This is a genomic window from Rhodoferax sp. AJA081-3 (assembly GCF_017798165.1).
Lineage (GTDB): Bacteria > Pseudomonadota > Gammaproteobacteria > Burkholderiales > Burkholderiaceae_C > Allorhodoferax.
This window is the reverse complement of sequence record NZ_CP059068.1, coordinates 1,118,724-1,144,531: the sequence shown is the minus strand read 5'-3', so window position 1 is coordinate 1,144,531 and position 25,808 is coordinate 1,118,724. Positions and strand designations below refer to the sequence as shown.

The following is a 25,808-nucleotide window of genomic DNA, read 5'->3' as shown; positions in this document are numbered from 1 at the left end:
AGACAAGACAGATGAACCAAGGTCGCTGGATTCTTAAAGCAACGATAGCCGCAACCGGCCTGTGTGCCGCTGCCCTCATGGGCACTACCGCCATGGCGCAATCCAAGGAAATCAAGATCGCCCACATTTACAGCAAGACGGGTGCGCTGGAGGCCTATGGCAAACAGACTGCAGTTGGATTCATGATGGGTTTGGATTACGCCACGGGCGGCACCATGATGGTGGCCGGCAAGAAGATTGTGGTCATTGAAAAAGACGACCAGGGCAAGCCCGATATCGGCAAGAGCCTGCTGGCCGCCGCCTATGGCGATGACAAGGTTGATCTGGCCGTTGGCCCTACCGCATCACCTGTTGCCCTGGCCATGCTCCCCGTGGCCGAAGAATACAAAAAAATCTTGTTGGTGGAGCCTGCTGTGGCCGACTCCATCACCGGTGACAAGTGGAACAAATACATCTTCCGCACCGGCCGCAACTCCAGCCAGGACGCTGCAGCCAATGCCGCCGCGCTGGACAAGCCGGGCAATGTGGTGGCCACACTGGCCAATGACAACGCCTTTGGCCGCGATGGTGTCAAGGCCACCCGTGAATCGCTGAAGAACGCCAAGATCGTCCATGAGGAATACCTGCCCGTGGGCACCACGGACTTCACTGCTGGACTGCAGCGCATCGTGGACAAGCTCAAGGACCAGCCTGGCAACAAATATATCTCGGTGGGCTGGTCGGGCGCACCCGCACCGTTCAGCAAGATTGCGGATCTGGACCTGAAAAAACGTTACAACATCGAGCTGGCAACGGGTGGCAACATCCTGCCCGCCATGGTGGCCTACAAGCAGTTCCCCGGCATGGAAGGTGCGCTGTATTACTACTTCGGCATTCCCAAGAACCCCATCAACGAAGCCATGGTGGCCCGCCATTACAAAGAGTTCAAGGCACCACCAGACTTCTTCACAGCCGGCGGTTTCTCCGCTGCCATGGCGGTGGTGACGGCGCTGAACAACAGCAAGGGCGACACCTCGGCCAACACGCTGATCAAGACCATGGAAGGCATGAGTTTTGACACGCCCAAGGGCAAGATGACCTTCCGCAAGGAAGACCACCAGGCCATGCAAAGCATGTACCACTTCAAGATCAAGGCCGACCCCGCGTTTGCCTGGGGCGTGCCCGAGCTGGTGCGCGAGATCAAACCGGAAGAGATGAACATCCCTATCCGGAACAAGCGCTAAACACAGCGCGGTTTCTGCAGGGCTGACAGACAAGCAGCCCTGCCTCCTCTCAGTTCAGTTTTTAACCCCCGGGTACACGGGGGCCAGGGATGCTTTTCGCCCAAAAAACCAGGAGACAAATCGTATGAACCGTTTTCCCGTTCTTCGCCTGAGCGCTTGTGTACTCGCGCTGGCCAGCGGCGGTGCTATCGCCGCTGTGAATCTGCCCCAGCTCAATATCGACAAGACCCAGACTTCGGTGTCCGGCCTGTCGTCGGGTGGCTTCATGGCCGTGCAGTTGCACGTGGGCCATTCGGCCACCTTCAAAAAAGGCGCAGGTATTGTGGCGGGAGGGCCGTTCTACTGCGCTGAGGGTTCCATTACCAACGCCACAGGCCGCTGCATGGCCAGCCCGGCCGGCATTCCTACCAGCACCCTGGTTAACACCACCAACAGCTGGGCCAGTGCAGGCAGTATTGACCCGGTGGCCAATCTGCAGGCATCCAAGGTTTACCTGTTCTCTGGCTCCATAGACAGCACCGTCAAGCCGGGTGTGATGGATGCGCTGAAGACCTACTACAACAGCTTTGTGCCAACTGCCAACGTGGTCTACAAAAAGGACATCGCGGCCGAACACGCCATGATCACTGACGACTTTGGCAGCGCCTGCTCCACCAAGGCCTCGCCGTATATCAACGACTGCAATTTCGACCTGGCTGGCGCCATTCTGGGCCACATCTACGGCACGCTGAACGCCCGCAACAACAACACCTTGCCCGAAGGCAATTTCGTCGAATTCAACCAGAGCCAGTTCATCACCAACCATGGCATGGCACCCACCGGCTGGGCCTACATTCCCCAGGCCTGCACCACCGGCACCCACTGCCGCCTGCACGTGGTGCTGCATGGCTGCCAGCAGAACGTGACCCTGGTGCAGCAAAAGTATGTGCGCAACACCGGTTACAACCGCTGGGCTGACACCAATAACATGGTCATGCTGTACCCACAGACCAGCACGGCCGCGACGAACAGCTGCTGGGACTGGTGGGGTTATGACAACGCCAACTATGCCAAGAAGTCCGGCCCGCAAATGGCCGCTATCAAGGCCATGGTGGACCAGCTCTCCGCAGGCGGCACCACACCACCTCCTGCAGCCTTGCCCGCACCGACCAATGTCGCGGCGTCCAACCCCACGGCCAGCGCCATGACCATCAGCTGGAGCGCCGTCACCGGTGCATCTAGCTACAACGTCTACCGCAACAACAGCAAGACCAATGCGTTGCCCGTGACGGCGTTGAACTTCACCGATACCGGGCTGGCCGCAGCCACAACCTACAGCTGGACCGTCAAGGCCGCCGATGCCAATGGTGCAGAAGGGGCTGTGTCCGCAGCAGCAGCTGGCACCACCACGGGTACACCACCACCGGCCGCCACCTGTTACACCGCGTCCAACTACGCCCACACCATAGCAGGGCGGGCCACAGCGCTGTATGGTTATACCTACGCCAACGGTTCCAACCAGAACATGGGGCTGTGGAACATCTACACCACCACCACGCTGAAGAAGACCGGTACCAACTACTACGTCATTGGCACCTGCCCCTGAGCAGGGCATTGATCTGAACGGGAGAAACCAAGAGTGTTAGTTACCAAAGACTTGACGGTGCGATTTGGAGGTCACGTGGCGGTCAACGCCGTGAGCTGCACATTCAAACCAGGCACGCTGACGGCCATCGTAGGCCCCAACGGCGCCGGCAAGACCACGTTTTTTAATCTCATCTCCGGTCAGATCAAGGCCACCAGTGGTGACGTGCTGCTCAACGGCAACAACCTGGCGGGCATGAGCCCGTCGGCCCGCACCCGGGCGGGCCTGGGCCGGGCGTTTCAGTTGACCAATCTGTTCCCCAATCTCTCCGTTTTGGAAAACGTGCGTCTGGCCGTACAGGCCGCGCGCTCTGGTGCCCATTTGCGGGGGCTGAACCTGTGGAGCGTGTGGAGCGACCACAAGGCGCTGACCCAACTGGCGGAAGAAGTGCTGGACGCGGTGGCCATGAACGATAAACAAAACACGCCCGTGGCCAGTCTGCCACACGGTGACCAGCGCAAGCTGGAGGTGGCATTGCTGATGGCGCTGGAGCCTGATGTATTCATGTTTGATGAACCCACGGCCGGCATGTCGGCCGACGAGGCACCCGTCATCCTGGACCTGATCCGCAAACTCAAGGACGACAAACGCAAGACCATTTTGCTGGTGGAGCACAAGATGGACGTGGTGCGTGAACTGGCCGACCGCATCATCGTGTTGCACAACGGCACGCTGGTAGCCGACGGAGATCCGGCCGAAGTGATTGCCTCGCCCGTTGTCCAAGAGGCGTATCTGGGTGTGAGCCCCACGCCTGCGCAAGCCGAGCCTGCCGAAGTCCCGCAACAAGTGCAGGGCGGACGCAATGGAGAAGACCTATGAGCCAAGCGACTACACACCACGAGCCGCTGCTCACCCTGTCCGGTGTGCACACCCATATCGGCGCGTACCACATCCTGCATGGCGTGGACCTCTCTGTGCCACGCGGACAACTGACGATGCTGCTGGGGCGCAATGGCGCCGGTAAGACCACCACACTGCGCACCATCATGGGCCTGTGGCATGCGTCACAAGGCAAGCTGGTGTTTGACGGCCAGGACATCACGGCCGCCGAAACGCCGCATATAGCGGGTCTGGATATCGCCTATGTGCCCGAAAACATGGGCATCTTCGCGGACCTGACCGTCAAGGAGAACATGCTGCTGGCGGCCAGAAGCGCGAAGAACGCCCAGCAGATGGACAGCAAACGCCTGGAGTGGATCTTCAAGCTGTTCCCGGCGGTGGAGAAGTTCTGGAACCACCCGGCGGGCAAACTCTCCGGTGGCCAAAAACAAATGCTGGCCGTGGCCCGCGCCATTGTGGAGCCACGCAAGTTGTTGATCGTCGACGAGCCCAGCAAAGGCCTGGCCCCCGCCATCATCAACAACATGATTGATGCCTTCGCGCAGCTCAAACAAACCGGCACCACCATCTTGCTGGTGGAGCAAAACATCAGTTTCGCCAAGCGCCTGGGCGACCAGGTTGCGGTGATGGACAACGGCAAGGTGGTCCACGCCGGTTCGATGCAAGAGCTGGCCGACAACGAAGACCTGCAACACGCACTGTTGGGGTTGGCAATATGAAAACATTGAACTTTGATTGGAAGCCGCTGGTCTTGGTGCCCGCGCTGGCTCTGCTGGTATTGCCATTCATTGGCTCACCTTCTACCTGGGTCACGCTCACCGTGGCAGGCCTGGCAATGGGCATGATTATTTTCATCATCGCCTCGGGCCTGACCTTGGTTTTTGGCTTGATGGACGTGCTGAACTTCGGCCATGGCGTCTTCATTGCACTCGGCGCCTTTGTGGCGACGACCGTACTGGGGATGATGGGCGACTGGACCGGATCAGACCAGCTGTGGCGTAACCTGGTGGCGGTGTTCCCGGCCATGTTTGTGGCCATGGCGGTGGCTGGCGCGCTGGGGCTGGCTTTTGAGCGTTTCATCGTGCGCCCGGTCTATGGCCAACACCTGAAGCAGATCCTGATCACTATGGGCGGCATGATCATTGGTGAAGAACTGATCAAGGTCATCTGGGGCCCGGCGCAGATCGCACTGCCGTTGCCCGAAGCCATGCGGGGCTCGCTCTACCTGGGTGATGCCGCCATCGAAAAATACCGCCTGATGGCCGTGGTCGTGGGGCTTGCCGTGTTTGCAACCCTGGCTTGGGTCTTGGGCCGCACCAAGATTGGATTACTGATTCGTGCGGGTGTGCAAGACCGTGAGATGGTGGAGAGCCTGGGTTACCGCATCAAGCGCCTGTTCATTGGCGTGTTTGTGGTCGGCAGTGCGCTGGCCGGCCTGGGTGGCGTGATGTGGGGCCTGTACCAGCAGACCGTGACACCGCAGATGGGCGCCCACGTCAATGTGCTGATCTTCATCGTCATCATCATCGGCGGCCTGGGTTCCACAGGTGGCGCCTTGATAGGCGCGCTCCTGGTCGGCCTGATGGCCAATTACACCGGTTTCCTGGCACCCAAGGTTGCGCTGTTTTCCAACATCGCGCTGATGGTCGCCATCCTGCTGTGGCGCCCCCAGGGTGTCTACCCCGTCACCAGCCGCTAGAGGAGTATCCATATGTTGCAACGACTGCTCTCTCACGATTTACCGCGCAGCCGCTGGCTTGCAGGCTTGCTTGTTCTGCTGGTGCTGGCATTGGCGCTCACACCATTCATCTTCCCTGGTGTCAAGGCACTCAATGTGGCCGCCAAGGTGCTGGTCTTTATTGTGCTGGTGGCCAGCTTTGATTTGCTATTGGGTTACACCGGTATCGTCAGCTTTGCCCACACCATGTTTTTTGGCATAGGCGCCTACGGCATTGCGGTGGCCACCACACGCATGGGCCCAACCTGGGAGGCATTGGCAGTAGGTGTGGCTGGTAGCCTGGCACTGTCCTTTGTGTTGGCGCTGCTGGTGGGGCTGTTCTCACTGCGGGTGCGGGCCATCTTCTTCGCAATGATCACGCTGGCCGTGGCCTCGGCCTTTCTGACACTGGCGTCGCAACTGCATGAAATCACCGGTGGTGAAGACGGCCTGTCGTTCAAGGTGCCGGAGATTCTGTCACCCAGCTATGAGTTCAGTGACCAGCCATTTTTGGGTGTCTCGCTGGATGGGCGGCTGCTGTGTTATTACCTGCTGTTTGTGACGGCGGTTGTGTTGTTCTTGGCTCTGCTGCGCATCGTCAACTCACCATTCGGCCGCGTGCTGCAAGCCATTCGCGAAAACGAATTCCGCGCCGAGGCCATTGGTTACCGCGTCGTGGTCTACCGCACCACATCGGCCATTTTGTCGGCGCTGTTTGCCTGCCTGGCCGGGGCCATGCTGGCGCTCTGGCTGCGCTACAACGGGCCCGATACATCGCTGTCGTTCGAGATCATGATGGATGTGTTGCTCATCGTCGTCATCGGCGGCATGGGCACCATGTACGGGGCCATCGTGGGTGCCGCACTGTTCCTGGTGGCGCAAAGTTACCTGCAAGACCTGCTGCGGCTGGGTAGTGAGGCCGCCAGTGCGCTGCCCTGGTTGTCCGCCCTGTTATCCCCCGACCGCTGGCTGTTGTGGCTGGGTGTGTTGTTTGTGTTGTCCGTTTATTACTTCCCCTCCGGTGTGGTGGGGAGACTGCGCGCACGCAGTGCGCAGTCCTGACCACGCCTTTCCCGTTTTCTCGCCCCCTTTCTCGTTCCCCATCCATTCGAATTACAACTGGAGACATGCATGCATAGTCCTATCGAAACACGCGCCTTGACAACGTTGGCAACGGCACTGGCCCTGGCCGGAGCCACATTCCTCACCGGTTGTGGCGGCTCGTCCTCATCCCCATCCGCACAAGACGTCAATGCCTTGCCCAGCGGCGTGACAGACTTTGGCGCCAAGGCCTACCGTGCCACCGCAACGGGGGCCGCCAGCACCGCAGCTGGTCAGGACTTGTTGACCGGCGGCCTGGGCAAGAGTGGTATCGCCAGCACGGCTGCTGCGGCGCTGACCGCGTTTGCCGACCCGGCTAACCCCACAGCTGACGAACTGCGCCGCAACGCGATCCAGTCCAACTACCGCGGTCTGGTGGACAACACCGCCAACGGCGGCTACGGCGTCTTGTATGGCCCCAACGTTGACCTGACGGGCAAGAGCACCTTGGGCGAAGGCCTGGTGCCTGGTCTGGAATATGTGGGCGTGCTGGACGACGGCAGCGGCCGCAAACGCGTGACCATGGCGGTGCAGATTCCCGATAGTTTTGACGTCAACGCACCCTGTGTGGTGGTTGGCCCATCGTCCGGCTCACGCGGTGTGTACGGTGCCATTGGTTCCGCATCCGACTGGGGCCTGAAGCGCGGTTGCGCTGTGGCACTGACCGACGCCGGCAAAGGCATGGGTCTGTACGACCTGGGTGACGACACGGTGCACCGCATCGACGGCACCCGTGCCACCCGCACCGTGGCGGGCACGCTGTCGCACTTTGCGGCCAATATCACCGACGCGGTGCGCACCGCCTACAACGCGGTGCACCCCAACCGCGTGGCGCTCAAGCAGGCCCACTCGCAGATGAACCCTGAGAAAGACTGGGGCAATGACACACTGACTGCAACCGCCTACGCCTTGTACGCGCTCAACCAGCAGTACGCACCCGTGGCCACCGGCAGCACGTCTGCCAAGTCACGCCGCTTCACGGCTGCCAACACCATGGTGATTGCGGCATCGGTGTCCAACGGCGGTGCTGCGGTATTGCGTGCAGCAGAACAGGATACGACGGGCCTGATTGACGGTGTGGTGGCAGGCGAGCCCAGTGCGCAGCCCAATACCACGGCTGGTTATGGCGTGCAGTTTGGCGGTGTGCCGGTGGCGTCTTACGGCAAGTCTCTGATGGACTACTTCACCATTGCCAACCTCTACCAGCCGTGCGCCGCACTGGCCCCCGCTGCAGCCTTGGCCGAAGTGTCCATCTACAACTACTTGGCCCTGACGGCCCAAACCGCTACTGCCACCAACCGTTGTACGCAGTTGGCCGCCAAGGGGCTGATCACGGGCAGCACCACGGCAGAGCAGGCGACCGACGCCCTGTCCAAGATGCGTGCAGCAGGCTGGACCGCCGAGGCTGACACCATGCACAACGCCCATTACGCATTGGGCAACGCCGTCATCATTTCCATGATGTACACCAATGCCTACGGACGCATCTCGGTCGTTGACAACCTGTGTGGCATGAGCGCAGCCGCCGTGGCCGCCGGTGCACCCGCTGCCATGGCCGCCAATGTGAAGGCGGCCAGTTTTGCGACTGGCAACGGCACGGTCAACGGGACACCTGCCACCGTCATCTACAACGACTCGGTGGGTGGTGCCAAGGCCTGGAACCTGGGTGTGTCGCCCAGCTCCGGTGTGGCCGATTTCTCGTTGGACGCCGCGTTGTGCCAGCGTGCACTCGTGACCGGAACCAATGTGGTGACCGGTGCGGCGCTGACCACCACGTCTACACCCACCAAGGCCCAGAGCGACGCCGTGCGTGCCGGTGTGGCCGAAGTGCAGCTCAATGGCAACCTGCGTGGCAAACCGACACTGATGCTGGCAGGCCGCAGCGATGCACTGTTGCCCATCAACCATTCGGAGCGTGCCTATACCGCGTACAACAAACTGGTTGAAGGTGCGGCCAGCAAGCTCAGCTACATCGAAGTGACCAATGCCCAGCACTTCGACAGCTTCAACGCCTTCTCGGGTTTTGACACCCGATTTGTGCCGCTGCATACCTACTTTGTGCAGGCACTCAACAGCATGTATGCCCACTTGAAGAACGGTACAGCCTTGCCTGCCAGCCAGGTGGTGCGCACCACGGTGCGCGGTGGTACACCCGGCGCTGCCCCGGCACTGACTGCGGCTCACGTGCCTGGCTTTAGCGCCACACCGGCAGTGGCCGACGTGATCGGCTTCAGCGGTACATCCGTCAACGTGCCCAACTAAACCACTGCAGACAAAGAAGGAGTAACCATGTTCAAGTTTTCTGCATTGTTACGACAGAGTCAGCACGCGCTGGCGGTGCTGGCGCTGGGCGCCAGCAGCCTGGCGTGTGCGGCACCACCACCCACGGACATCACCGTGGTACAAGTCGCGCCCCTCACGGGCGTGCTGGCCAGCACCGGGCAACAAATGGTGCTGGGCGGAAAAATCTACTTTGACTGGGTCAACGCGCAAGGTGGTATCCACGGGGCCAAGATCAAACACACGGTGTTGGACGATGGCTACAAGGTGGATGAAACCGTGCGGCTCACGCGGGAGGCCTTGCTCAACCCCGAAGTCATCGCGCTGTTTGGTTTTGCGGGCACGGCCAATGTCAGCAAGCTGCTGACTGACGGTGTGCTGGATGTGGGTGGGGCGCCCTTGGTGGCGCCCTACACGGGGGGCGAAGCGCTGCGCAGCCCCTTCAATCCCCACATCTTCCACGTGCGTGCCGGTTATATGGATGAGACCGAACACATGGTGCACCAGGCTGCCACACTGGGCATGACCCGTATTGCGGTCATGTACCAGAACGATGCCTTTGGCAAGGCCGGTCTGGCCGGTGTGGAGGCTGCGCTGGCCAAACGCAATATGAAGATGCTGGTGGCAGCGAGTTATGAACGCAACACCGACGAGGTGGCAGACGCGGTGAAGCAGATCAAGGTGGCAGAACCCCAGGCCACCATCATGATCTCGGTAAACCGCAGCACCGCAGCCTTCGCAAAGCAGTACCGCGCGGCCGGTGGTGGCGGGCAGCTGTACAACATCTCGGTGGTGGACCCGGCCGAGCTGGTCAAGCTGGCAGGTGTGAAGGCCGTACACGGCCTGGGCATCTCGCAGGTGGTGCCCTTTCCCTTCGGCGCCAACAAACCGGCTGTGCGTGAATACCAGGCGCTGATGAAGAAATACGGCGGCGGCCAGGCCGTGAGCTACACCAGCTTTGAAGAGTTTCTGGGTGCCAAGGTGCTGGTGGAAGGCTTGCGCCGCGCTGGCCCGGCACCCACGCGTGCCAAGCTGGTCAAGGCGCTGGAAACCATCGATAACTTTGACCTGGGTGGCACCCGCGTCGGCTATTCACCCACCAACCGCATCGGATCACGTTTTGTGGAAGTAACCGTGATCGGTGCATCGGGCAAGTTGTTGCGATGAGCACGCTGCAACCCCAGTCCAGAAAGAATCCTGCCAATGACACCCACCTCCCACTTCATAACCTGCGCTGGCCGGGAGATTCACTACATGGAATGGGGGGCAGCGCAGGCGCCGGTGGTAGTGGCCTGGCATGGCCTGGCGCGAACGAGTCGCGATATGGACGAATTGGCCGCCCACCTGAGCCCGCGCTACCGCGTGATCTGCCCGGACACGATAGGGCGTGGCCTCAGCCAGTGGAGCCCAAAACCTGAGCAGGAATACTGCCTGGCGTTTTATGCGCAGATAGCGGCTGATCTGTTTACCCAGCTGGGCATAACCCAGGCCCACTGGGTGGGCACTTCCATGGGCGGCGCGATCGGTACGGTGTGCGCCGCGGGCCAGTTGCAGCCGTCCATGCGCTCGCGCATTGTCAGTCTGACATTGAACGACAACGCGCCACAACTGGCTGCCCCCGCCATTGCGCGCATACGCGCCTACGCCGGCAACCCACCAGCCTTTGACACGGTGCTGGAACTGGAGGCCTTTTTCCGCCAGGTCTACCAACCCTTTGGCTGGCTCAGTGACGCGCAGTGGCGCCGCCTGACCGAGACTTCCACCCGCCGCCTGCCCGATGGCCGGGTGACCCCGCACTACGACCCGGCCATGGTGCAGCAGTTCATCAGCCACCCGGACGACTACCGCATCTGGGAGCACTACGACGCGCTGCAGATTCCGGTGTTGAGCCTGCGCGGTGCAGAGTCAGACCTGGTGCTCGCCGAGACCATCGAGAGCATGCGCACACGCGGCCCAGGCCAGGCCGGGCTGCTGCAGACGGTGGAAGTGCCGGGTTGCGGCCACGCACCCGCGCTGAATGTGCCGGAGCAGCTCGATTGTGTGGCGGCGTTTATTGATGGGGTGGGGAAGTAGATAGCCCCAATTATCGGTATCTTGCGGGAGAGTTAAGTGCCATATTGACCTGTAGCCCCCGTGGAATATGATCGAGTAGCTACTAGAGTGATAGCAAACCCTGCTGCAAGAAACCCTGGTACTGCGCCTCTGGCACCAGCAGCCCGCCGGTTGTCCACACCACGTGGTTGGCGCCCGCGCAGGCCAGTGCATGGCCGCGCAACTGTAGCGGCCCGCTGAAGCCCGCCGCGGCCGAGGGCTCTATGCGCATCCCCTCGCTGGCATGTAGTAGCGCCAGATGCTCAAACAGTGACTGGTCCCGCACCGTAAAGACGCCGGCCAATACGCCGCGCATGGCCTGTGCCGCCAACAACGACGCGCGGGGAATGGCCAGGCCATCCGCCTGGGTCTGGTTGGTCAAGCCAAAGTCGTACACCGACGGGTGGCTGCCCGGCTCTGCCAGCATCTGCACCAGAAAGCAGGGCGATTGCACGGGTTCGGCAAAGAAGCAAAACACATGCTCCCCAAACAGCTGGTGCAGCCCCCAGGCAATGCCAGACGGTGCGCCACCCACGCCGCAGGGGATGTAGACCAGTAAAGGGTGTTCGGCATCCACCACCACACCCTGGGCATACAATTGGTCACGCAGGTACAGCGCTGCGGCGCTGTAGCCCACAAACAGCGACAGGGAGCGCTCGTCATCGACAAAGTGGCACAACGGGTCCGCAGCGGCTTGTTCGCGGCCTTGGGCCACGGCCTGTTCGTAGTCGCCCGTGTGTTCCACAACCTCTACGCCGTGCTGGCGCAGACGTTCTTTTTTCCATTCCTTGGCGTCCGTGGACATGTGCACCACGGCTTTGAAGCCCAGTGCCGCGGCCAGTACGCCAATGGCCATGCCCAGATTGCCGGTTGAGCCCACGGCCACCTGGTGCGGTGCAAACAGCGCGCGCGCTGCGGGCAGCGCCAGGCTGCGGTAGTCGGCACCAGCGTGCAGCAGGCCGTGCTGCAAGGCCAGCGTCTCAGCCCACTCCAGCACTTCGTGGAAACCGCCTCTGGCCTTGATCGACCCAGCCACCGGCAGGCTGTGGTCGGACTTGACCCAGAGTCGGCCTTGTTCGGGTGGCAAGCCCATGGCCTGTTGCATGCGGGGCACGGGTGTCAGCGCGGATTCAATCTGGCCTTGGCTGTTGGCCAGCTCAGGGAACAAGTCTTCCAGCAGCGGTGCAAAACGCGTGAAGCGATCCTGCGCTCCTTGCATGTCGGCCGGGCCTAAACGTGTCTCCCCAACCGTGGGCGCTGCGAATAGGCCCTCCCGATGGGGGTTAAGCCAACGCTGGGGCACGGCAGAGCGCAGCAGGGAAATGGGGTCGGGCATGCTTGTTATGTAGTGCACCAGTGTTGAACGCGGGAGGCGCGTGCAGTGCAATCATGGCCGCATTCTAAAGAGACTCTGTGTTAAAGAAGGCCCGACAAGCCCACGGTGGCAGACCTAAAATCTCCGCGAAATCTGCCGTCGGTTGTTGAGAGGAAACCCCATGTCCCTGCGCTTCAAATTTGTCCTTGCCCTGCTCCTCAGCAGCCTGGCCTCGGTGGCACTGGTGGGTGGTGTGGCCTATGTGCAGCTGACCAACAAGTTCGATTCGCTGCGGCGCCAGCAGGCCAGCATGCATTTCAAGGGCGCGGTGACCGACTACCTGACGCGTTACGGTGGCAATTGGCAAGCCGCCAGCGCGGTGATGCCGTTTCGCCAGTTCATGGAGCAGCAGGGCCCGACCGTCGGCGCGCGGCCGCGGCCCCCGCGGCCAGACGGCCCGCCAGAAGGCAGGCCCCCAGGACCACCCGACGACCGCCGAGCCGGTCCGCCAGACCAGGGTCCGCCGGGTGGTGGTGGCCCGGACGGCCCCCGCCGCGGTGGCGAGCCGCCGTTCAAGTTCATTTTGCTGGATGCGCAGTACCGCGTGCTGCTGGGCGCGGGTGAATACGCACACGATAGTGTTGCGCCACCCGAGTTGCAGCGCGACGCCATGCCCATCGTCATCAACGACAAGGTCGAAGCCTACATCGCGCCCCAGGGCGTGCTGGCGCCCGGCAAGCAGGACATCGAATACCTGGCCGCCATGCGCGAGGCTCTGCTGTATGGCGCAGCGGCCGCCACCGCGTTGGCATTGGGCCTGGGCCTGCTGCTGGGCACCGGCCTGAGCGCCGCGTTGCGGCAACTGACGGGCGCGGTCAAGGCCATGCGCGGCGGGGCTTTGCGCCAGAAGGTGGAGGTGGATGGCGGTGGTGGCGAGATTGCCACGCTGGCCACCGCCTTTAACCAGATGAGCGAAGAGCTGGCGCAAAGCCACGAGGCGCTGCAGCAGTCCAACAAAACCATTTTGGAGCAGGCCACCCAGCTCAAGGAAATGAGCATCCGCGATGCGCTGACCGACCTCTACAACCGCCGCCACTTCGACGAGCAAGCCCAGCAGCTGTTCGAGCAATCCGTGCGCCACGGCCACCCCATGACCGTGGTAATGGGTGATATCGATTTCTTCAAACGTATCAACGACACCTACTCACACGCCACCGGCGATGTGGTGCTCAAGCAGATCGCCGAGATTCTGCGCACCCATATGCGCATCTCCGACGTGGTGGCGCGGTATGGCGGTGAAGAGTTTGTGATCCTGCTGCCAGAGACCCCACTGCCCCAGGCCGCCGCACTGTGCGACAAGCTGCGCCAGGTGATTGAAAGCTTCCCCTGGACCAATGTGCACCCCGAGCTGCGCGTGACCATGAGCATGGGCCTGTGCGCGGATGTGGCCGCGGGCACGGTGCATGCCATGTTAAGCAAGGCAGACGGCCTGCTGTACCGGGCCAAGGAGCAGGGGCGCAACCGGGTGTGTTTTGGTTAAATTGGCCTCTAGCCCCCGTCGAATATGCTTGACTCACTATCAAATATATAGCGAATCAAGCGGGGAATAGGCGCTACTGCTTAGCCCCCATCCCCAACGCCGCAATACGCGAGGTCGCCATCGCTGCCGCATCCGGTTCGTCTTGCGTGTTCCAGCCGCCCATGTGCTGTTCGCTGAGGTTGCACAGCGCGGTGATCCACTCCGGGTCGTCGTTCAGGCAGGTGATGTAGTGGAAGGTCTTGCCGCCCGCCAGCAGAAAGGCGGCGCGGGCTTCCATGCTGATTTCTTCCAGCGTCTCCAGGCAGTCGCTGGTGAAGCCGGGGCAAATCACATCCACGCGTTTGACGCCTGCGCGGCCCAGCGCGATCAGCGTGGGTTCGGTGTAGGGCTCCAGCCACTTGGCCCGGCCCAGGCGGGACTGGAATGTGACCTTGTAGTGCTCCTTGGTCAGGTTCAGCTTGTTGGCCAGCAGCCGGGCGGTCTTCATGCATTCGCAGTGGTAGGGGTCGCCCAGCGTCAGCGTGCGGGCCGGCACGCCGTGGAAACTCATCACCAGTTGGTCGGGGCGACCATGCTCTTTCCAGTGGCGCTGCACGCTGGAAGCCAAGGCGCCTATGTAGCCCGCGTCATCGTGGTAGTGGTTGACAAACCGCAGCTCGGGCAGGGCGCGGGTGCGCGCGGCCCAGGCATAGACGGCATCGAACACACTGGCCGTAGTCGTGCCGCTGTACTGCGGGTAGGCGGGCACCACCAGCACGCGGGTCACACCCTCAGCCTTGAGTGCGTCCAACTGGGAGGCGATGGACGTGCTGCCGTAGCGCATGGCGTAGCGCACCTTGACGGCATGGTTGCGTTGTCCCAGCCAGCCTTGCAGCAGCTTGGATTGTTTCTCGGTCCACAGCTTCAGTGGTGAACCTTCGGGTGTCCAGATGCTGGCGTATTTGGCGGCCGACTTGGCCGGCCGAAAGCGCAGGATGATGCCATGCAGGATCAACAGCCACAGCAAACGCGGGATTTCCACGACGCGGTGGTCGCTCAGAAATTCCTTCAAATAGCGGCGCACCGCCTTGGGTGTGGGCGCATCGGGCGTGCCCAGGTTGCAATAGAGCACGGCGGTGCGGGGTGCCTGACCGTGGGAGTAAGGAGGTTCGGGGGAGAAGGGCATGCGTTATTCTCGCCGACTCTTCCTTTGGACAACGCCTCAGCCACCATGCTTTTCACCACCCAGTCTCCCCACGCCATCCGGTTTGAGTGGGGCATCCATGGCGTCAGCCAGCTTGCGAATGTGGGTGGTGTCACCATCATCGTGGATGTTCTGTCGTTTTCAACCTGCGTGGACATCGTGTGCAGCCGAAATGCGTATGTGCTGCCCTACCGCCACAAGGATACATCGGCTGCAGCATTTGCAAGCGCCAACAACGCAGTGTTGGCCGGCGAACGATCAGGTGGCGGGCTCTGTCTGTCACCGCAGTCGCTGCTGGAGATTGAGGCGGGCACGCGGCTGTTACTGCCGTCGCCCAACGGGTCAACACTTACGCTAGCTTGCACAGACCCTGTTGTGCTAGCGGGCTGCCTGCGCAATGCTGCGGCCGTTGCCGCCTTCGCATCCCGCCATCCGGGGCCTGTGACCGTGGTGGCCGCAGGTGAGCGGTGGCACGATGGAACGCTCCGCCCCGCGGTGGAAGACCTGCTGGGAGCCGGCGCGGTGATCCACCATCTGCAAGGTTCCAGATCGCCCGAAGCCTCCGTCGCGGAGGCTGCGTTTGTTGGTGCCCGCAATCAACTCTCTTCCATCATCGGCTCTTGCGCGTCGGGCGTGGAGCTTGTTGGCAGAGGGTTCGCGGCCGATGTTCAACTGGCGACCGCCCTCAATGCAAGTAGCTGTGTACCCCTGCTGACGGATGGCGCATATGTACGAGCCAACGGATAGGCCCACGGCAAGGCTTGTCCTCAGGGCGCGGGCGACAGCGTCAGCAGGCTCTTGCGGTTGGCTTTGACATCTGCCGCGCTCAGGTGTTGCGGCTTGTAAATGCCTTCGGCAAAGAAGGCAGCCTGGTCAGAGTAGTGCGCATCAAACAACACGCCGCTTTGGCCCACGGGGTTGATGCCCACGGCCTTGTCCGGCTGGGCAAAGTCCACCACCCGGCGGGTGGACGGGCCTGAGCGCACGGCCCAGGGCGCGGGCCCCACGTGGTAGTTCATGTTGTTGGGCGTCTCGCGGCCGCCAGCCACCTTGAAGGGGCCCACATTGAAGATGCTGTCCAGCGGCTTTTGCTGGCCCAGCGGGTGCGCGTGGGTCAGAGTGTGGGCGGTGCCCCAGTTCCACTTTTGCAGGTCTTTGCCGTTGACCGATTCCAGGTGTTTGAGCGTGTTGACCCAGGCAATGCGCACGGTCTCAAAGCGGTTCTCCACCTGCTTGGTGTTGACGTTGTCCCACCAGGGGGCATTGGCGTCGGCCACCAGCCGGGGTAGGGCGGTGTCCAGCGCAAAGGTGCGCAGCAGGTTCTTGAACTGCGCCTCGCCCACTTCGTCGGACATGGCCGCGTGGGCCAGCTCGTACATCAGCTGGGTGAACAGCAGGGCGGCCATGCTGTCGCGGCTGTAGTCGCCATCCCACAAGAGCAGCGGCTCCAGAAACGCCTTTTCATAAGGGTCGGTGGTGACGTTCATTAAAATGGGCATCAAGTCCTTGAGCACACGCGGGCCGTAGCCGGTGCTGCCGTCCAACTGCAGGGCCTGGGCGGCGGCGGTGTCCCATTTTTTGTCGGAGTCACGCAGGACGTCGTCCAGCCGCTGCACGCGGTCGGGCAGGCAGTAGTAGCCGGGCACGGGCACGCCGCTGGCGGGCTTGGGCTGGTGGTTGGCCGACACGATGTAGCCGCGCGCTGGGTTCTCTTCCTGCGGGTTGAAGCTGAAGTTGTAGAAGCCGGTCTTGTCGGCCTCGGCCGTGCTGCCATCCAGCACGAAGTACGACTTGACACCTGCCGGGCGTATGGGCAGTTTGGCGGCGGCCCACCAACCAATATCACCCGCGGTATTGGCCCAGACCACGTTCAGGCCGGGGGCATGGATTTTTTCGGATGCGCCGCGGGCCTTCTCGCGGGTGTTGGCGCGGTTCAGCTCGTAAAAGGCTTCCAGCGCCGGGTTTTCGGTCTCTAAGAATGCCCACCACATGGCGATGGGGGTGCTGCCAAAACTCTCTTTAAAGGCATCGCTGATGATGGGGCCGTGGGGCGAGCGGCGCAGGGCCAACTGCACATCGTCCTGGCCCTTGACCTTGATGGTCTCGGTGCGGGTGCTCAGATCGACCCATTGGCCTTTGATGGAGACCTGGTTGGGGTTGGCTGGGTTGATTTTTTCGGCGATCAGGTCCACGTCGTCGTTCTCGAACATGGTTAGCGTCCAGCCAAACTGGCCGTTGTGGCCCAGCAGCGCAAAGGGGTTCAGCGCCTGGTGGTGGCCGTACAGGTCAAAGCCGGGGGCGGTCAGGTGGGCCTCGTACCAGACGGACGGGGCCGAAAACGCAATGTGCGGGTCCCCTGCCAGCAGCGGCTTGCCACTGGCGGTGCGTTTGCCTGAAATGGCCCAGGCGTTGCTGCCTTCAAAGGCGGGCACGCCCGCGGCATCCATCGCATCCTGGCTCAGTTGGGCCAGGCGGCCCAAGCCAGCCCAATCTTGGGCGTCCAGCGCCAGCGCGGCACGGTTGGCCGATGGTGCGGCCTTGGCGCTTTGGTTGCTGGTGCTGCTTTTGATAACACCTTCGGCGTTCCAATCCAGGTCAAACATCTTCAGGTGGTTGGGGCCTAGCTTGTCGCGGATATGGGTCAGCGCGGGTTCTGCCTTGAATGCCTGGGCAAAGCTGTAGGCCAGATAGCCCGCCACGGCCAAGGTGTCGCCCGGCGTGAAGGGGCGTTTGGGGATTTTGAGGATGTCAAACTCCAGCGGCACCGGGTGGGTGTTCTGGTACTGGTTGATGCCGTCCAGGTACGAGATCAGCGCCATGTCGGCGGGTTTTATGGGGTTGATCTTGGCGGCCATTTCGTCCGCGCGGGCGCGAATGCCCAGCGTGCGGAACAGCTTGTCGGTCTCCAGCAGCTTGGGCCCCAGAATCTCTGCCAGTTCACCGCGCGCCAGGCGGCGCACCATCTCCATCTGGAACAGGCGGTCTTGTGCATGCACATACCCCAGCGCCCGGTACATATCCATCTCGTTCTCGGCCTGGATGTGGGGCACACCGCGCTCGTCATACGACACCTTGACGGGTGCTTGCAGTTGCTTGAGTGCGATGCTGCCGCTGCGTACCGGTTGTTTGGTGTGGATATGCCAGGCTGCTGCACCACCCACAGCCACGATGGCTGCGGTGACGGTGGCGGCAACGATTTTCACTGCAATGTGCATGGGTCTCACTCTCTTCTAAGGAGGGGTAATCATACGCAATGAGGTGGCTTACCTTTGTGCCGCGCGCGGCGGACGGCGTGGCCCGCGTTCTCCGGCTCGCGTCGCGGGCGGGCATGGTTGGCATGCCGCTGCTATTGCATCAACGCTGTGGTGGGATGGCCTGTTTTGTGGCAACCGCAAATGCGGCCTGCGCCCGCGGGCCACGCCATCCGCCGCGCATTGAAGGAATGCCGTGTCATCTCGCGATGTTCCGAAGAAGCAGAAAGCAAAGCACGATGGCGCATGGTGCGAGCGGGACGCCGAACAAGAGGGTCTTCCGCCTGTCCCGACTTGGTATCAAGGCGAATACGAGGAACACGGCGGCGGCGGCCTGCAACGACAGGAAGATGTAACCGGCTCCGATCATCGCGTGGAGATTCTGACTCAACCCATTGGGACCAGGAGCATCAGGCCAAGACTGCAGCCCAATGTATACCCTGACGAGGATCGCCCAGCCAGCGAGACTCCCAGTACAGGAAATGATTCCTAAAGCATTTGCAAGCCACTGCGCGTTCCGAACTCTCACCTTCTCCCGCCTCAATTCCGCGAGGACTTGAGAAATCGCTTCGTCGGCAGACTGGTTGATCATGCGTTTTAACGTCGACGCTGCCCGGCACGCGGCAAGGGCAGCGAAGCGGCATCCTGCTGCTGCGTGTCCGTGCCGAGAGAAATGTTAGCCTGCACAGAGAAAGCTGGAGAAAAACGATAGGCCATAAATCATGCACACAAAAAGCAAAGGCCTGGCTCTTGAAATCCCGTCAGAGTTCGGGTGGAAAGATGCGACGATCACCATATCTTCTGTACGCGTACGGATACAACACAAAAAGCCCCTTGCTGTCAGTACCAGTTCTGGCAATGATCGTTCCTTCATCCCCGTCTCTATGATTTGGGCCGCAGCTTGTGAATTTGTATCTCACAATAATTTTTGCGCCCTGCTGAACCCTTGCGTCAGATGTTTTTAAAACCTGCATGACAGTTGCTGTTGCCGTAACTGCTGCTGTTTTCGTTTCTTCATGTACGCCCGACAGCAAAACTTTCGCAATAACATCCCCTTCAGCCTGCACATTGGGTATGGCCTCAAAGAAGATAAACTGATTCGCGAAAAGTCCTAGACAAGCATGTACCTGCAAGGGTGCCAGCAGGAAGCAGAAAACCAATGCAATGAGGGAGCGCATGAGTTTCTCCAATAGAGTTAATAACCAAGCGGGCTAACGTCGGCGATGATTGGACGACAACGGCGCACTGCTGGCCGAAGAATGGCGTGGGCATAGGCCGCCGTTGGTGGTCCAATCGATCAACCTGTTATCCATGATGCCCCTCAGAATATTTCGCTTGAAGTTGTTGAACTTCGCGCTGCTCATTTCGCCGCTGAAACCACCCAATTATTGCCGCCGCCAAAACCACAACTGTGGTCACGACGACAAAGACAATGAATCCGATCCAATTGTCTTGAACCATCCACTTGGTTCGATAGGTGTCGAGGCCATGCCCGGTATTGAGCTTGTCAATGGCAATGAGGACCATCGCGACTAAGCCGCCTACAGAAGCGATTCCGCCAACCCACGCGCCCACCATCATCAATCGTGATGGCGGCGTTGAAGAAGCGTTGCGTTTGGTCATGGATAACGTTGGCCGTGAATGGGCCGCAACGGCGCACTCAGTTGTGAAGAATGGCGACCAAGATGGCCGCCGTTGTGGGTCCATTCGACGAACCCGTTAGGCTGATTCCGTCGCATTGCCTTCAACGCTCCCAAAAGGACTTCACAGTGAAGCCAACAAACATAAGGCTCAATCCGAGCAACAGTAATCTAACGCCAATGAGGCCAAAAAACTCGCGCGCCAGGAAGACCAGGCCAAACAGGTAGCTGCCGCATCCCTCCGAGCAGACCTGCGGATCGACAAAACTCCAGATAAGCGTCAAGAATAGAAGCAAACCAATGGTTGCGGATATCAGCGCGGGCCGCACAATCGATCAGCCTAACGTTGGCGATGATTGGGGGTCAACGGCGCGATCGCTGTCGAAGAATGACTGCGACGCTGATCGCCGTTGGCGGTCCAATCGATCAACGGGTTAAGGCGCAGGTTCATCTATCAATTCCATTTCATAGGACTCTAGCGCAATCGAATGCGAGTTGCATCTGCCTTCTTCCTCATTCGGCCAAGATTTACGAATCCACGGGTGGCCGTGTTCGTCAATTTCTTCAACTTCAAAGACTTCGCCGATCATGGAAAGGACGTCCTGCTTTTCTTCTGCTGGGAGTTCCTCCAACCAACGGCCCGAAAGGCACAGCAAGCGCACATGCGCACCAACAGCTACGACTTTTCCGGAGTTGTCCAAAGGTGGCGATTGCAAGGATACCTCCTGCGCTTTAACGCAATGTATACCGCAATACCTGCGGATTAATCTGGGCGTTGCGGGATAATCTGGACATGAACTTCTCTTGAGAGTGGCTTGGGGCCTTGCTTGCAGCGGTTTTACCTGAATCTATACAGGTATAAAAAATCCAACAAACCCCGCAGATAGCAATTGCCAGATTCTAGGTGCCAACGCGCCAAAAAACAGGCAATTGGACCGACTTGGTGAACGACCGCTTCAGTTTAGGTTTGTAGGATGCCCGCCCGCGCAGGCATGCCAAGGGCGCCACGATCACCCATGAAGGGTGGGCGTCGTACAAGCCTCGAAGGAGGAAACCGCGGCGAGTGCCAATACTGGTTGAGGCCGCTACAAGACTATGGCGATTGGATGCGAAACAGTGCAGCTGGAACCAGAAACGGCGGCCCCCACTGCACGCGCACCAGGTTCAGATCGACGAATCGGCGGGTGAGAAACAGGATACTGCGGTGTGAATGAAGACCCTTCAGATCACTTTTGCACCGTGTGGCAACACCTATCCCCACCAACTGCGCTGAATGCATAGTCAGCCTGCAATAGGTGCTCTTTGGGCAGTGCGTCATAGTGACACCCGCTTTGGCGGTGGCGCGCGAATGGCGTGCCCCCGCACCAAGGTCTCGAGGACGAGCATTGCCGCGCCACAGTGGGCGCAAACAAAGGTCGGGCGAACCCCATCGACTTCAGTTTCAGTGCCGACCTCAGAGGCTTCGGTGATGACCGCTGGCGCAACGCCGAGCAACTCCCGAGCGCGGGCGAGCTTCTCTGTGCGCCCATGGTTGGCGATCAATCCAAAGTGGCGGATGCGGTGAAACCCGCCGGGCAGCACATGCAACAAGAAACGGCGCATGAACTCATCGGCACTCAAGGTCATTGTCTTGTGGCGTGGTCTGTCCGGCTCGCCCTTGTCCCGGTAGTCCTTCCAACGGAAGGTTACCCCACGCTCGTCCATTGTCAGCAAGCGGGAGTTGGCAATCGCCACCCGGTGCGTATAACGCGACAGATAGGCCAGCACGGCCTCAGGCCCGGCAAACGGACGCTTGGCGTAGACAACCCATTCGCATTGGCGCAGTGGCGCCAGCCACTTCGCAAAGGCCTTTGGATCAGCCAGGCCTGCATGGTCACCAAAGAACTGCAACTTGCCGTCATGGTGCGCCTCCTCCAGTGATTCAAGAAACCGCCGGCGAAACAAACGCGAGAGCACCCGCACCGACAGGAAGAAGCCCGGCTTGCAGGATACCCACCGCTTGCCATCGAGCGAGATTCCACCGCCTGGGACGATGCCGTGCACATGCGGGTGATGCGTCAGTGCCGAGCCCCAGGTGTGCAGCACTAACGTCACTCCCACCTGTGCGCCCAAGTGCTTGGGGTCGGCGGCAATGGTGATCAGCGTTTCAGCCGCGATCTCAAACAACAAGCCATAGACCACCGCCTTGTTGTAGTACGCAATATCGCTGATAGGTGCTGGCAGCGTGAAGACCACGTGGTAGTAGTCCACCGGTAGCAGATCAGCTTGTCTGGCTTCCAACCAGCGCTTGGCGGCATTAGCCTGGCACTTCGGGCAATGGCGATTGCGACACGAGTTGTAGGACACCTGATCCTGCTGGCAGTCCGGACAGCGCAAAACGTGTCCCCCCAGTGCCGCCGTGCGGCACTGTTCAATAACTGACATGGCCTTGAGCTGGCCCAGGCTCAGGTGTGAGCGTTGCGCCGCTCTAAAGGCTGGCCCATGGGTGCGGAAGATGTCCGCCACCTCCAGGGCACCAGGCCCCATGGAGGTGGCCTATGCTGCTTGTAGCGTTTCCAGAGGAGACAGCACTTCGCGCAGGATGTCGGTGGCCACCTGGACATACTTGGAGGTGGTTTCCAGCTTCTTGTGGCCCAGCATGACCTGGATCACGCGGATGTCGACCTTCTGTTCCAGTAGATGTGTGGCAAAGCTGTGGCGCAAGGTATGCATGGATACGCGCTTGTCGATGTGGGCCAGTGTTGCGGCTTCGTGGATGGCGCGGTTGAGTTGCCTGGCCGTCAACGCTTCGATGGGGTCGCGCCCCGAAACAGCCAACCGCCGTCAAGCATCTTGCCCTGGGCCCGTGCCACGCGCCACCAGACCCGTAGGCGCTCCAGCAATATGGGCGAGAGCATGGCATAGCGGTCCTTGCTGCCTTTGCCTTGTTCCACGCGCAGCGTCATGCGCTCGCTGTCGATGTCCGTTACTTTGAGCGCCACCACTTCGCTGACACGCAATCCGGTGCCGTAGGCCACCGATAGCGCGGTCTGGTGCTTGATGTGGCCGACCGCGCCCAGCAGTCTGGCCACTTCCTCGCGGCTCAGGACCGTCGGTAGTTTCTGAGGCACTCGAACCGACTGCATCCTGGCCATCACGTCGGGGCGGCCCAGCGTGACGTCAAAGAAGAACGTCAGTCCGGTGATGGTGGCGTTGAGCGTGATGGGGAGGTGCCGGCATCGACCATGTGCAACTGGAACCGGCGCAGGTCTTCGGCGCTGGCGGTGTCGGGGACTGCTTGGTAAACGCCGCAAGTTTGGAGACGGCGCGGATGTAGGCGGCCTGGGTCTTGGGTGCGAGTTGGCGCAGGCGCATGTCTTCGAGCATGCGTAGGCGCAAGGGTGAGACCGGGTGGTTGGGTGATTGCATGGCTGTGCTCCTGTTGTGAAACGAGGCCAATTGCCTCAGTTCACAACATAGGTATGCACAGGTCCTCAGCGCAAACTACATGCGCTGGCGTGGGGACTACCGCGGGAGCGGTTTAGTCCTACGCTTCGAATCTGCAGTCTACATTCGCCCACGACGCGGCAGCCGTCCCTGTCCAGCCAACCGACAAGCCCGCCGAAACGTCAGCAGCGTTTGCTCCGCAAGCCCCAACACACTGTCCGCTGCATAGCGCGCAGGCATCGTATCCGACGATAGTCCGCTGGCGCGGCCCGTCATCAACTCCAATCCATCTCGGATGTGCGACGCGGTGTAGATATGGAACATGCCCTGGTCCACGGCATCCAGTACCGAACAGCCCAGCATCAGGTTGCGCTGGTTGCGCGCGGGTATTAGCACGCCCTGGTGCCCGTCCAGGCCCGCGGCTTCGCAGACCCGGAACCACCCCTCGATCTTTTCATTCACACCGCCTATGGGCAGCACCTCGCCATGCTGGTTCAGCGCGCCGGTCACAGCTATGCCCTGCAGCAGTGGCACCTGGGCCAGTGACGACAAGATGGCAAACAGCTCCGCACACGATGCCGAGTCACCTTCCACACCCTGGTAGTCCTGTTCAAACACGATGGATGCGTTCAGCGCCAGTGGCGCCAGATGGCCAAACAGCGCAACCAAATAGCTGTGCAGTATCAGCACACCCTTGTCGTGGATGGGGCCTGACATTTCTACTTCGCGCTCGATATTGACCAGGCCGCTGGTGCCGGCATGGGTGCGTGCCGACACCCGCACGGGCAGGCCAAACCGCCAGTCGCCCAGGTCGATCTGGGTCAGGCCGTTGAGCTGGCCTATGCATGTGCCTTGCACCGAAATCAGGTGGTCGCCGTCGGTGATTGATTCGCGCAGGCGCTGCTCCGGGTAATCGTGCCGCAGGCCGCGTGCCGTCAGCGCGGCTTCCACATCCACCGCATCAACCAGGGATGTGCCGCTGGCAGAGCCGGTGCGTGCGCGGCGCAGGGCGGCGCTTTCGGCGACCAGGGTTTCAAAGCGGGCAAAGATGGCGCTTTGGCGCGTCTGGTCGTCCACCTCGCGGTGGGCGTCTTCCAGCAGCCGGGCAACCGCTGTGCTGGTGAAGTGTGGCAAACCCAGCTTGCGGCACAGGTGGGCCACCACAATGGCGGTGCCGTTGCGAGTCTCGTCGGTGGCCAAAAAGCTCTCGGCAAAGTCCACCTTGACCTTGAAGCGGCGGGCAAACTCGGGGTCGCCTTCCTGCAGCGCGTAGTACTGTTCCACCGAGCCTATCAGCACAATTTTTACGTTGGCGTCCACCGCCTCGGGCTCCAGCGACATGGCGGCCATAGGCATGAGTGCGGTGCCGGGTTCGTCGATCTGCACACGCCCGCTGCGCAGGTAGCGGCGCAGGCGCTCCCACACCAGCTCGTCGGCCAGCAGGTCGCGCAGGTGCAGCATCAAAAATCCGCCATGGGCCTTGAGCAGGCTGCCTGCGCGGATGCGCGAGAAGTCGGTCATCAACACGTCTTCTTCGGCCTGGTATTCGATGCTGCCAAACAGCGCACGCGACACCGGGTTCTGCTCCACGATGGCCGGTGCACCGCTGAGGCCCGCGTTGTCCACCACCAGGTTGACGGTGTAGCGGGACAGCAGTTGTGCCAGCGCGGTGTGGCGCTCCAGCTCGGCCTCTTCTTCGTCCAACGGTGTAAACAGGTCCAACTGCTCCAGGACATCGTGCATCACCTGGTCCAGGTAGCCCCCCAGCTTGACCGAGTCCTTGATCTGCTTCTTGAGGCTGTTGCGTATGTCCTGCAGCTCATGTTCCAGAAGGGGCTTGACAACCTGGCGGCGCAGCGCGGCCAAGGCCTCGTTGCGGATGCGTTCCAGGGGCCGCGTTTTCTCCAGAAAGCGGGCGATTTCCACGCGCAGTTCCTGTTCGGACTTTTCGATCTCCAAACGCCTGTCCTTGGGCAGGGCGCGGGCCTCACCTTCTGTCAGCGCCTGACCGCTGTCGCCCAACAGGGTGAAAACCAGATGCCCCTGCTCGCGGAACAGGGTGAAGTGGCGTGCCTCGGCAAAGGCGTCCAGTTCGGCGTATCCCTTGGCTTCTTCCACCTTGTAGGCGTGGACGATGCGTTCACTCTCGGCCTTGAAGTCCTGGTTGTTGAGCCGCAAAGGGATTTCGGTTTGCAGGGTGTGGGTCAGCGCCAGCATCAACTGGCGCAGTTGGCGGCCCTGGCCGGGTGGCATGCGCAACGCACGGGGGCGCTCGGGCGCGTCGAAGTTGTGCAGGTAACACAGGTCGGGCGGCACGGGGCGGCCCGCTGCTACGGCCTGCATGGTGTTGAGCAGCATGGACGAGCGACCGCTACCCACCTCACCCAACACAAACAGGTTGTAGTCCGCCTGCTCCATGGCCAGCCCAAAACGCGCGGCCTGTTCGGCACGCGCCTGGCCTACCCAGGGCAGGGGCTGCTCCAGCAGCTCGGAAGTATCCGAAAACCCCAGGGCTTCGGCGTTGATGCACAGGCGCAACTGTGCGCGGTCAAGGTGTGAAATGGCCATGCAGTTATT

The 25,808-nt window shown here is 61.2% G+C and carries 19 protein-coding genes and 1 pseudogene; 11 read left to right on the top strand and 9 right to left on the bottom strand.

The annotated features are described in order from the left end of the window. Window positions 1-77 precede the first annotated feature (77 nt). The 9 genes from HZ993_RS05340 to HZ993_RS05300 all read left to right on the top strand — a co-directional run bounded on the left by HZ993_RS05340 (window position 78) and on the right by HZ993_RS05300 (window position 10,858). On the top strand, window positions 78-1,223 hold the full coding sequence (locus tag HZ993_RS05340; RefSeq protein ID WP_245213958.1) for a substrate-binding domain-containing protein: 1,146 nt from the start codon (window positions 78-80) through the stop codon (window positions 1,221-1,223). Between the two features lie 124 nt (window positions 1,224-1,347). After that, window positions 1,348-2,808 carry a fibronectin type III domain-containing protein gene (locus tag HZ993_RS05335; protein WP_209396223.1) on the top strand — a complete coding sequence of 487 codons (1,461 nt, stop codon included), beginning with the start codon at window positions 1,348-1,350 and terminating at the stop codon, window positions 2,806-2,808. A gap of 33 nt (window positions 2,809-2,841) precedes the next feature. Beyond that, window positions 2,842-3,666 (top strand): ABC transporter ATP-binding protein, encoded by an 825-nt coding sequence (locus HZ993_RS05330; protein ID WP_209396222.1) that lies wholly within the window; start codon window positions 2,842-2,844, stop codon window positions 3,664-3,666. Continuing rightward, complete coding sequence (locus tag HZ993_RS05325) at window positions 3,663-4,406, top strand: ABC transporter ATP-binding protein (RefSeq protein WP_209396221.1); 744 nt, start codon at window positions 3,663-3,665, stop codon at window positions 4,404-4,406. Before HZ993_RS05330 ends, HZ993_RS05325 begins: the two co-directional genes overlap by 4 nt. Continuing rightward, window positions 4,403-5,386, top strand: a complete 984-nt coding sequence (locus HZ993_RS05320) for a branched-chain amino acid ABC transporter permease (RefSeq protein WP_209396220.1) — start codon at window positions 4,403-4,405, stop codon at window positions 5,384-5,386. Before HZ993_RS05325 ends, HZ993_RS05320 begins: the two co-directional genes overlap by 4 nt. A gap of 12 nt (window positions 5,387-5,398) precedes the next feature. After that, a complete protein-coding gene (locus HZ993_RS05315) occupies window positions 5,399-6,466 on the top strand; it encodes a branched-chain amino acid ABC transporter permease (RefSeq protein ID WP_209396219.1) in 1,068 nt (355 codons plus the stop codon). A 69-nt stretch (window positions 6,467-6,535) separates the two neighbouring features. Then, entirely contained in the window at window positions 6,536-8,767 is a 2,232-nt protein-coding gene (locus HZ993_RS05310) for a 3-hydroxybutyrate oligomer hydrolase family protein (RefSeq protein WP_209396218.1), read from the top strand. A 27-nt stretch (window positions 8,768-8,794) separates the two neighbouring features. After that, a complete protein-coding gene (locus tag HZ993_RS05305) occupies window positions 8,795-9,952 on the top strand; it encodes an ABC transporter substrate-binding protein (RefSeq protein WP_209396217.1) in 1,158 nt (385 codons plus the stop codon). Window positions 9,953-9,988: 36 nt separating this feature from the next. Then, window positions 9,989-10,858 carry an alpha/beta fold hydrolase gene (locus HZ993_RS05300; protein ID WP_209396216.1) on the top strand — a complete coding sequence of 290 codons (870 nt, stop codon included), beginning with the start codon at window positions 9,989-9,991 and terminating at the stop codon, window positions 10,856-10,858. Between the two features lie 82 nt (window positions 10,859-10,940). On the opposite strand, the gene HZ993_RS05295 is transcribed toward HZ993_RS05300, so the two are convergent. Further along, complete coding sequence (locus HZ993_RS05295) at window positions 10,941-12,212, bottom strand: D-serine ammonia-lyase (RefSeq protein ID WP_209396215.1); 1,272 nt, start codon at window positions 12,210-12,212, stop codon at window positions 10,941-10,943. Window positions 12,213-12,372: 160 nt separating this feature from the next. Between HZ993_RS05295 and HZ993_RS05290 the strand changes: the two genes are divergently transcribed. Beyond that, the gene (locus HZ993_RS05290; RefSeq protein WP_209396214.1) at window positions 12,373-13,731 is read left to right on the top strand and encodes a GGDEF domain-containing protein; all 1,359 of its coding nucleotides are present in this window, start codon (window positions 12,373-12,375) and stop codon (window positions 13,729-13,731) included. A gap of 73 nt (window positions 13,732-13,804) precedes the next feature. Here HZ993_RS05290 and hemH read toward each other — a convergent pair whose 3' ends face one another. Further along, a complete protein-coding gene (gene hemH / locus HZ993_RS05285) occupies window positions 13,805-14,896 on the bottom strand; it encodes a ferrochelatase (RefSeq protein WP_209396213.1) in 1,092 nt (363 codons plus the stop codon). 45 nt (window positions 14,897-14,941) lie between these two features. On the opposite strand from hemH, the gene HZ993_RS05280 reads away from it, so the two are divergent. Further along, window positions 14,942-15,661, top strand: coding sequence for a 2-phosphosulfolactate phosphatase (locus tag HZ993_RS05280; protein ID WP_209396212.1), 720 nt, complete (start codon window positions 14,942-14,944; stop codon window positions 15,659-15,661). A 20-nt stretch (window positions 15,662-15,681) separates the two neighbouring features. On the opposite strand, the gene HZ993_RS05275 is transcribed toward HZ993_RS05280, so the two are convergent. The 7 genes and pseudogenes from HZ993_RS05275 to HZ993_RS05245 all read right to left on the bottom strand — a co-directional run bounded on the left by HZ993_RS05275 (window position 15,682) and on the right by HZ993_RS05245 (window position 25,799). Beyond that, entirely contained in the window at window positions 15,682-18,129 is a 2,448-nt protein-coding gene (locus tag HZ993_RS05275) for a penicillin acylase family protein (protein WP_209396211.1), read from the bottom strand. Between the two features lie 797 nt (window positions 18,130-18,926). Next, complete coding sequence (locus tag HZ993_RS05270; protein WP_209396210.1) at window positions 18,927-19,343, bottom strand: hypothetical protein; 417 nt, start codon at window positions 19,341-19,343, stop codon at window positions 18,927-18,929. A gap of 127 nt (window positions 19,344-19,470) precedes the next feature. Further along, complete coding sequence (locus HZ993_RS05265; protein WP_209396209.1) at window positions 19,471-19,788, bottom strand: hypothetical protein; 318 nt, start codon at window positions 19,786-19,788, stop codon at window positions 19,471-19,473. A 451-nt stretch (window positions 19,789-20,239) separates the two neighbouring features. Next, complete coding sequence (locus HZ993_RS05260) at window positions 20,240-20,521, bottom strand: hypothetical protein (protein WP_209396208.1); 282 nt, start codon at window positions 20,519-20,521, stop codon at window positions 20,240-20,242. 598 nt (window positions 20,522-21,119) lie between these two features. After that, a complete protein-coding gene (locus HZ993_RS05255; protein ID WP_209396207.1) occupies window positions 21,120-22,331 on the bottom strand; it encodes an IS91 family transposase in 1,212 nt (403 codons plus the stop codon). 9 nt (window positions 22,332-22,340) lie between these two features. After that, a pseudogene (locus tag HZ993_RS24840) lies at window positions 22,341-23,213 on the bottom strand (tyrosine-type recombinase/integrase). Window positions 23,214-23,351: 138 nt separating this feature from the next. Next, on the bottom strand, window positions 23,352-25,799 hold the full coding sequence (locus tag HZ993_RS05245) for a Lon protease family protein (RefSeq protein WP_209396206.1): 2,448 nt from the start codon (window positions 25,797-25,799) through the stop codon (window positions 23,352-23,354). Window positions 25,800-25,808: the final 9 nt, after the last annotated feature.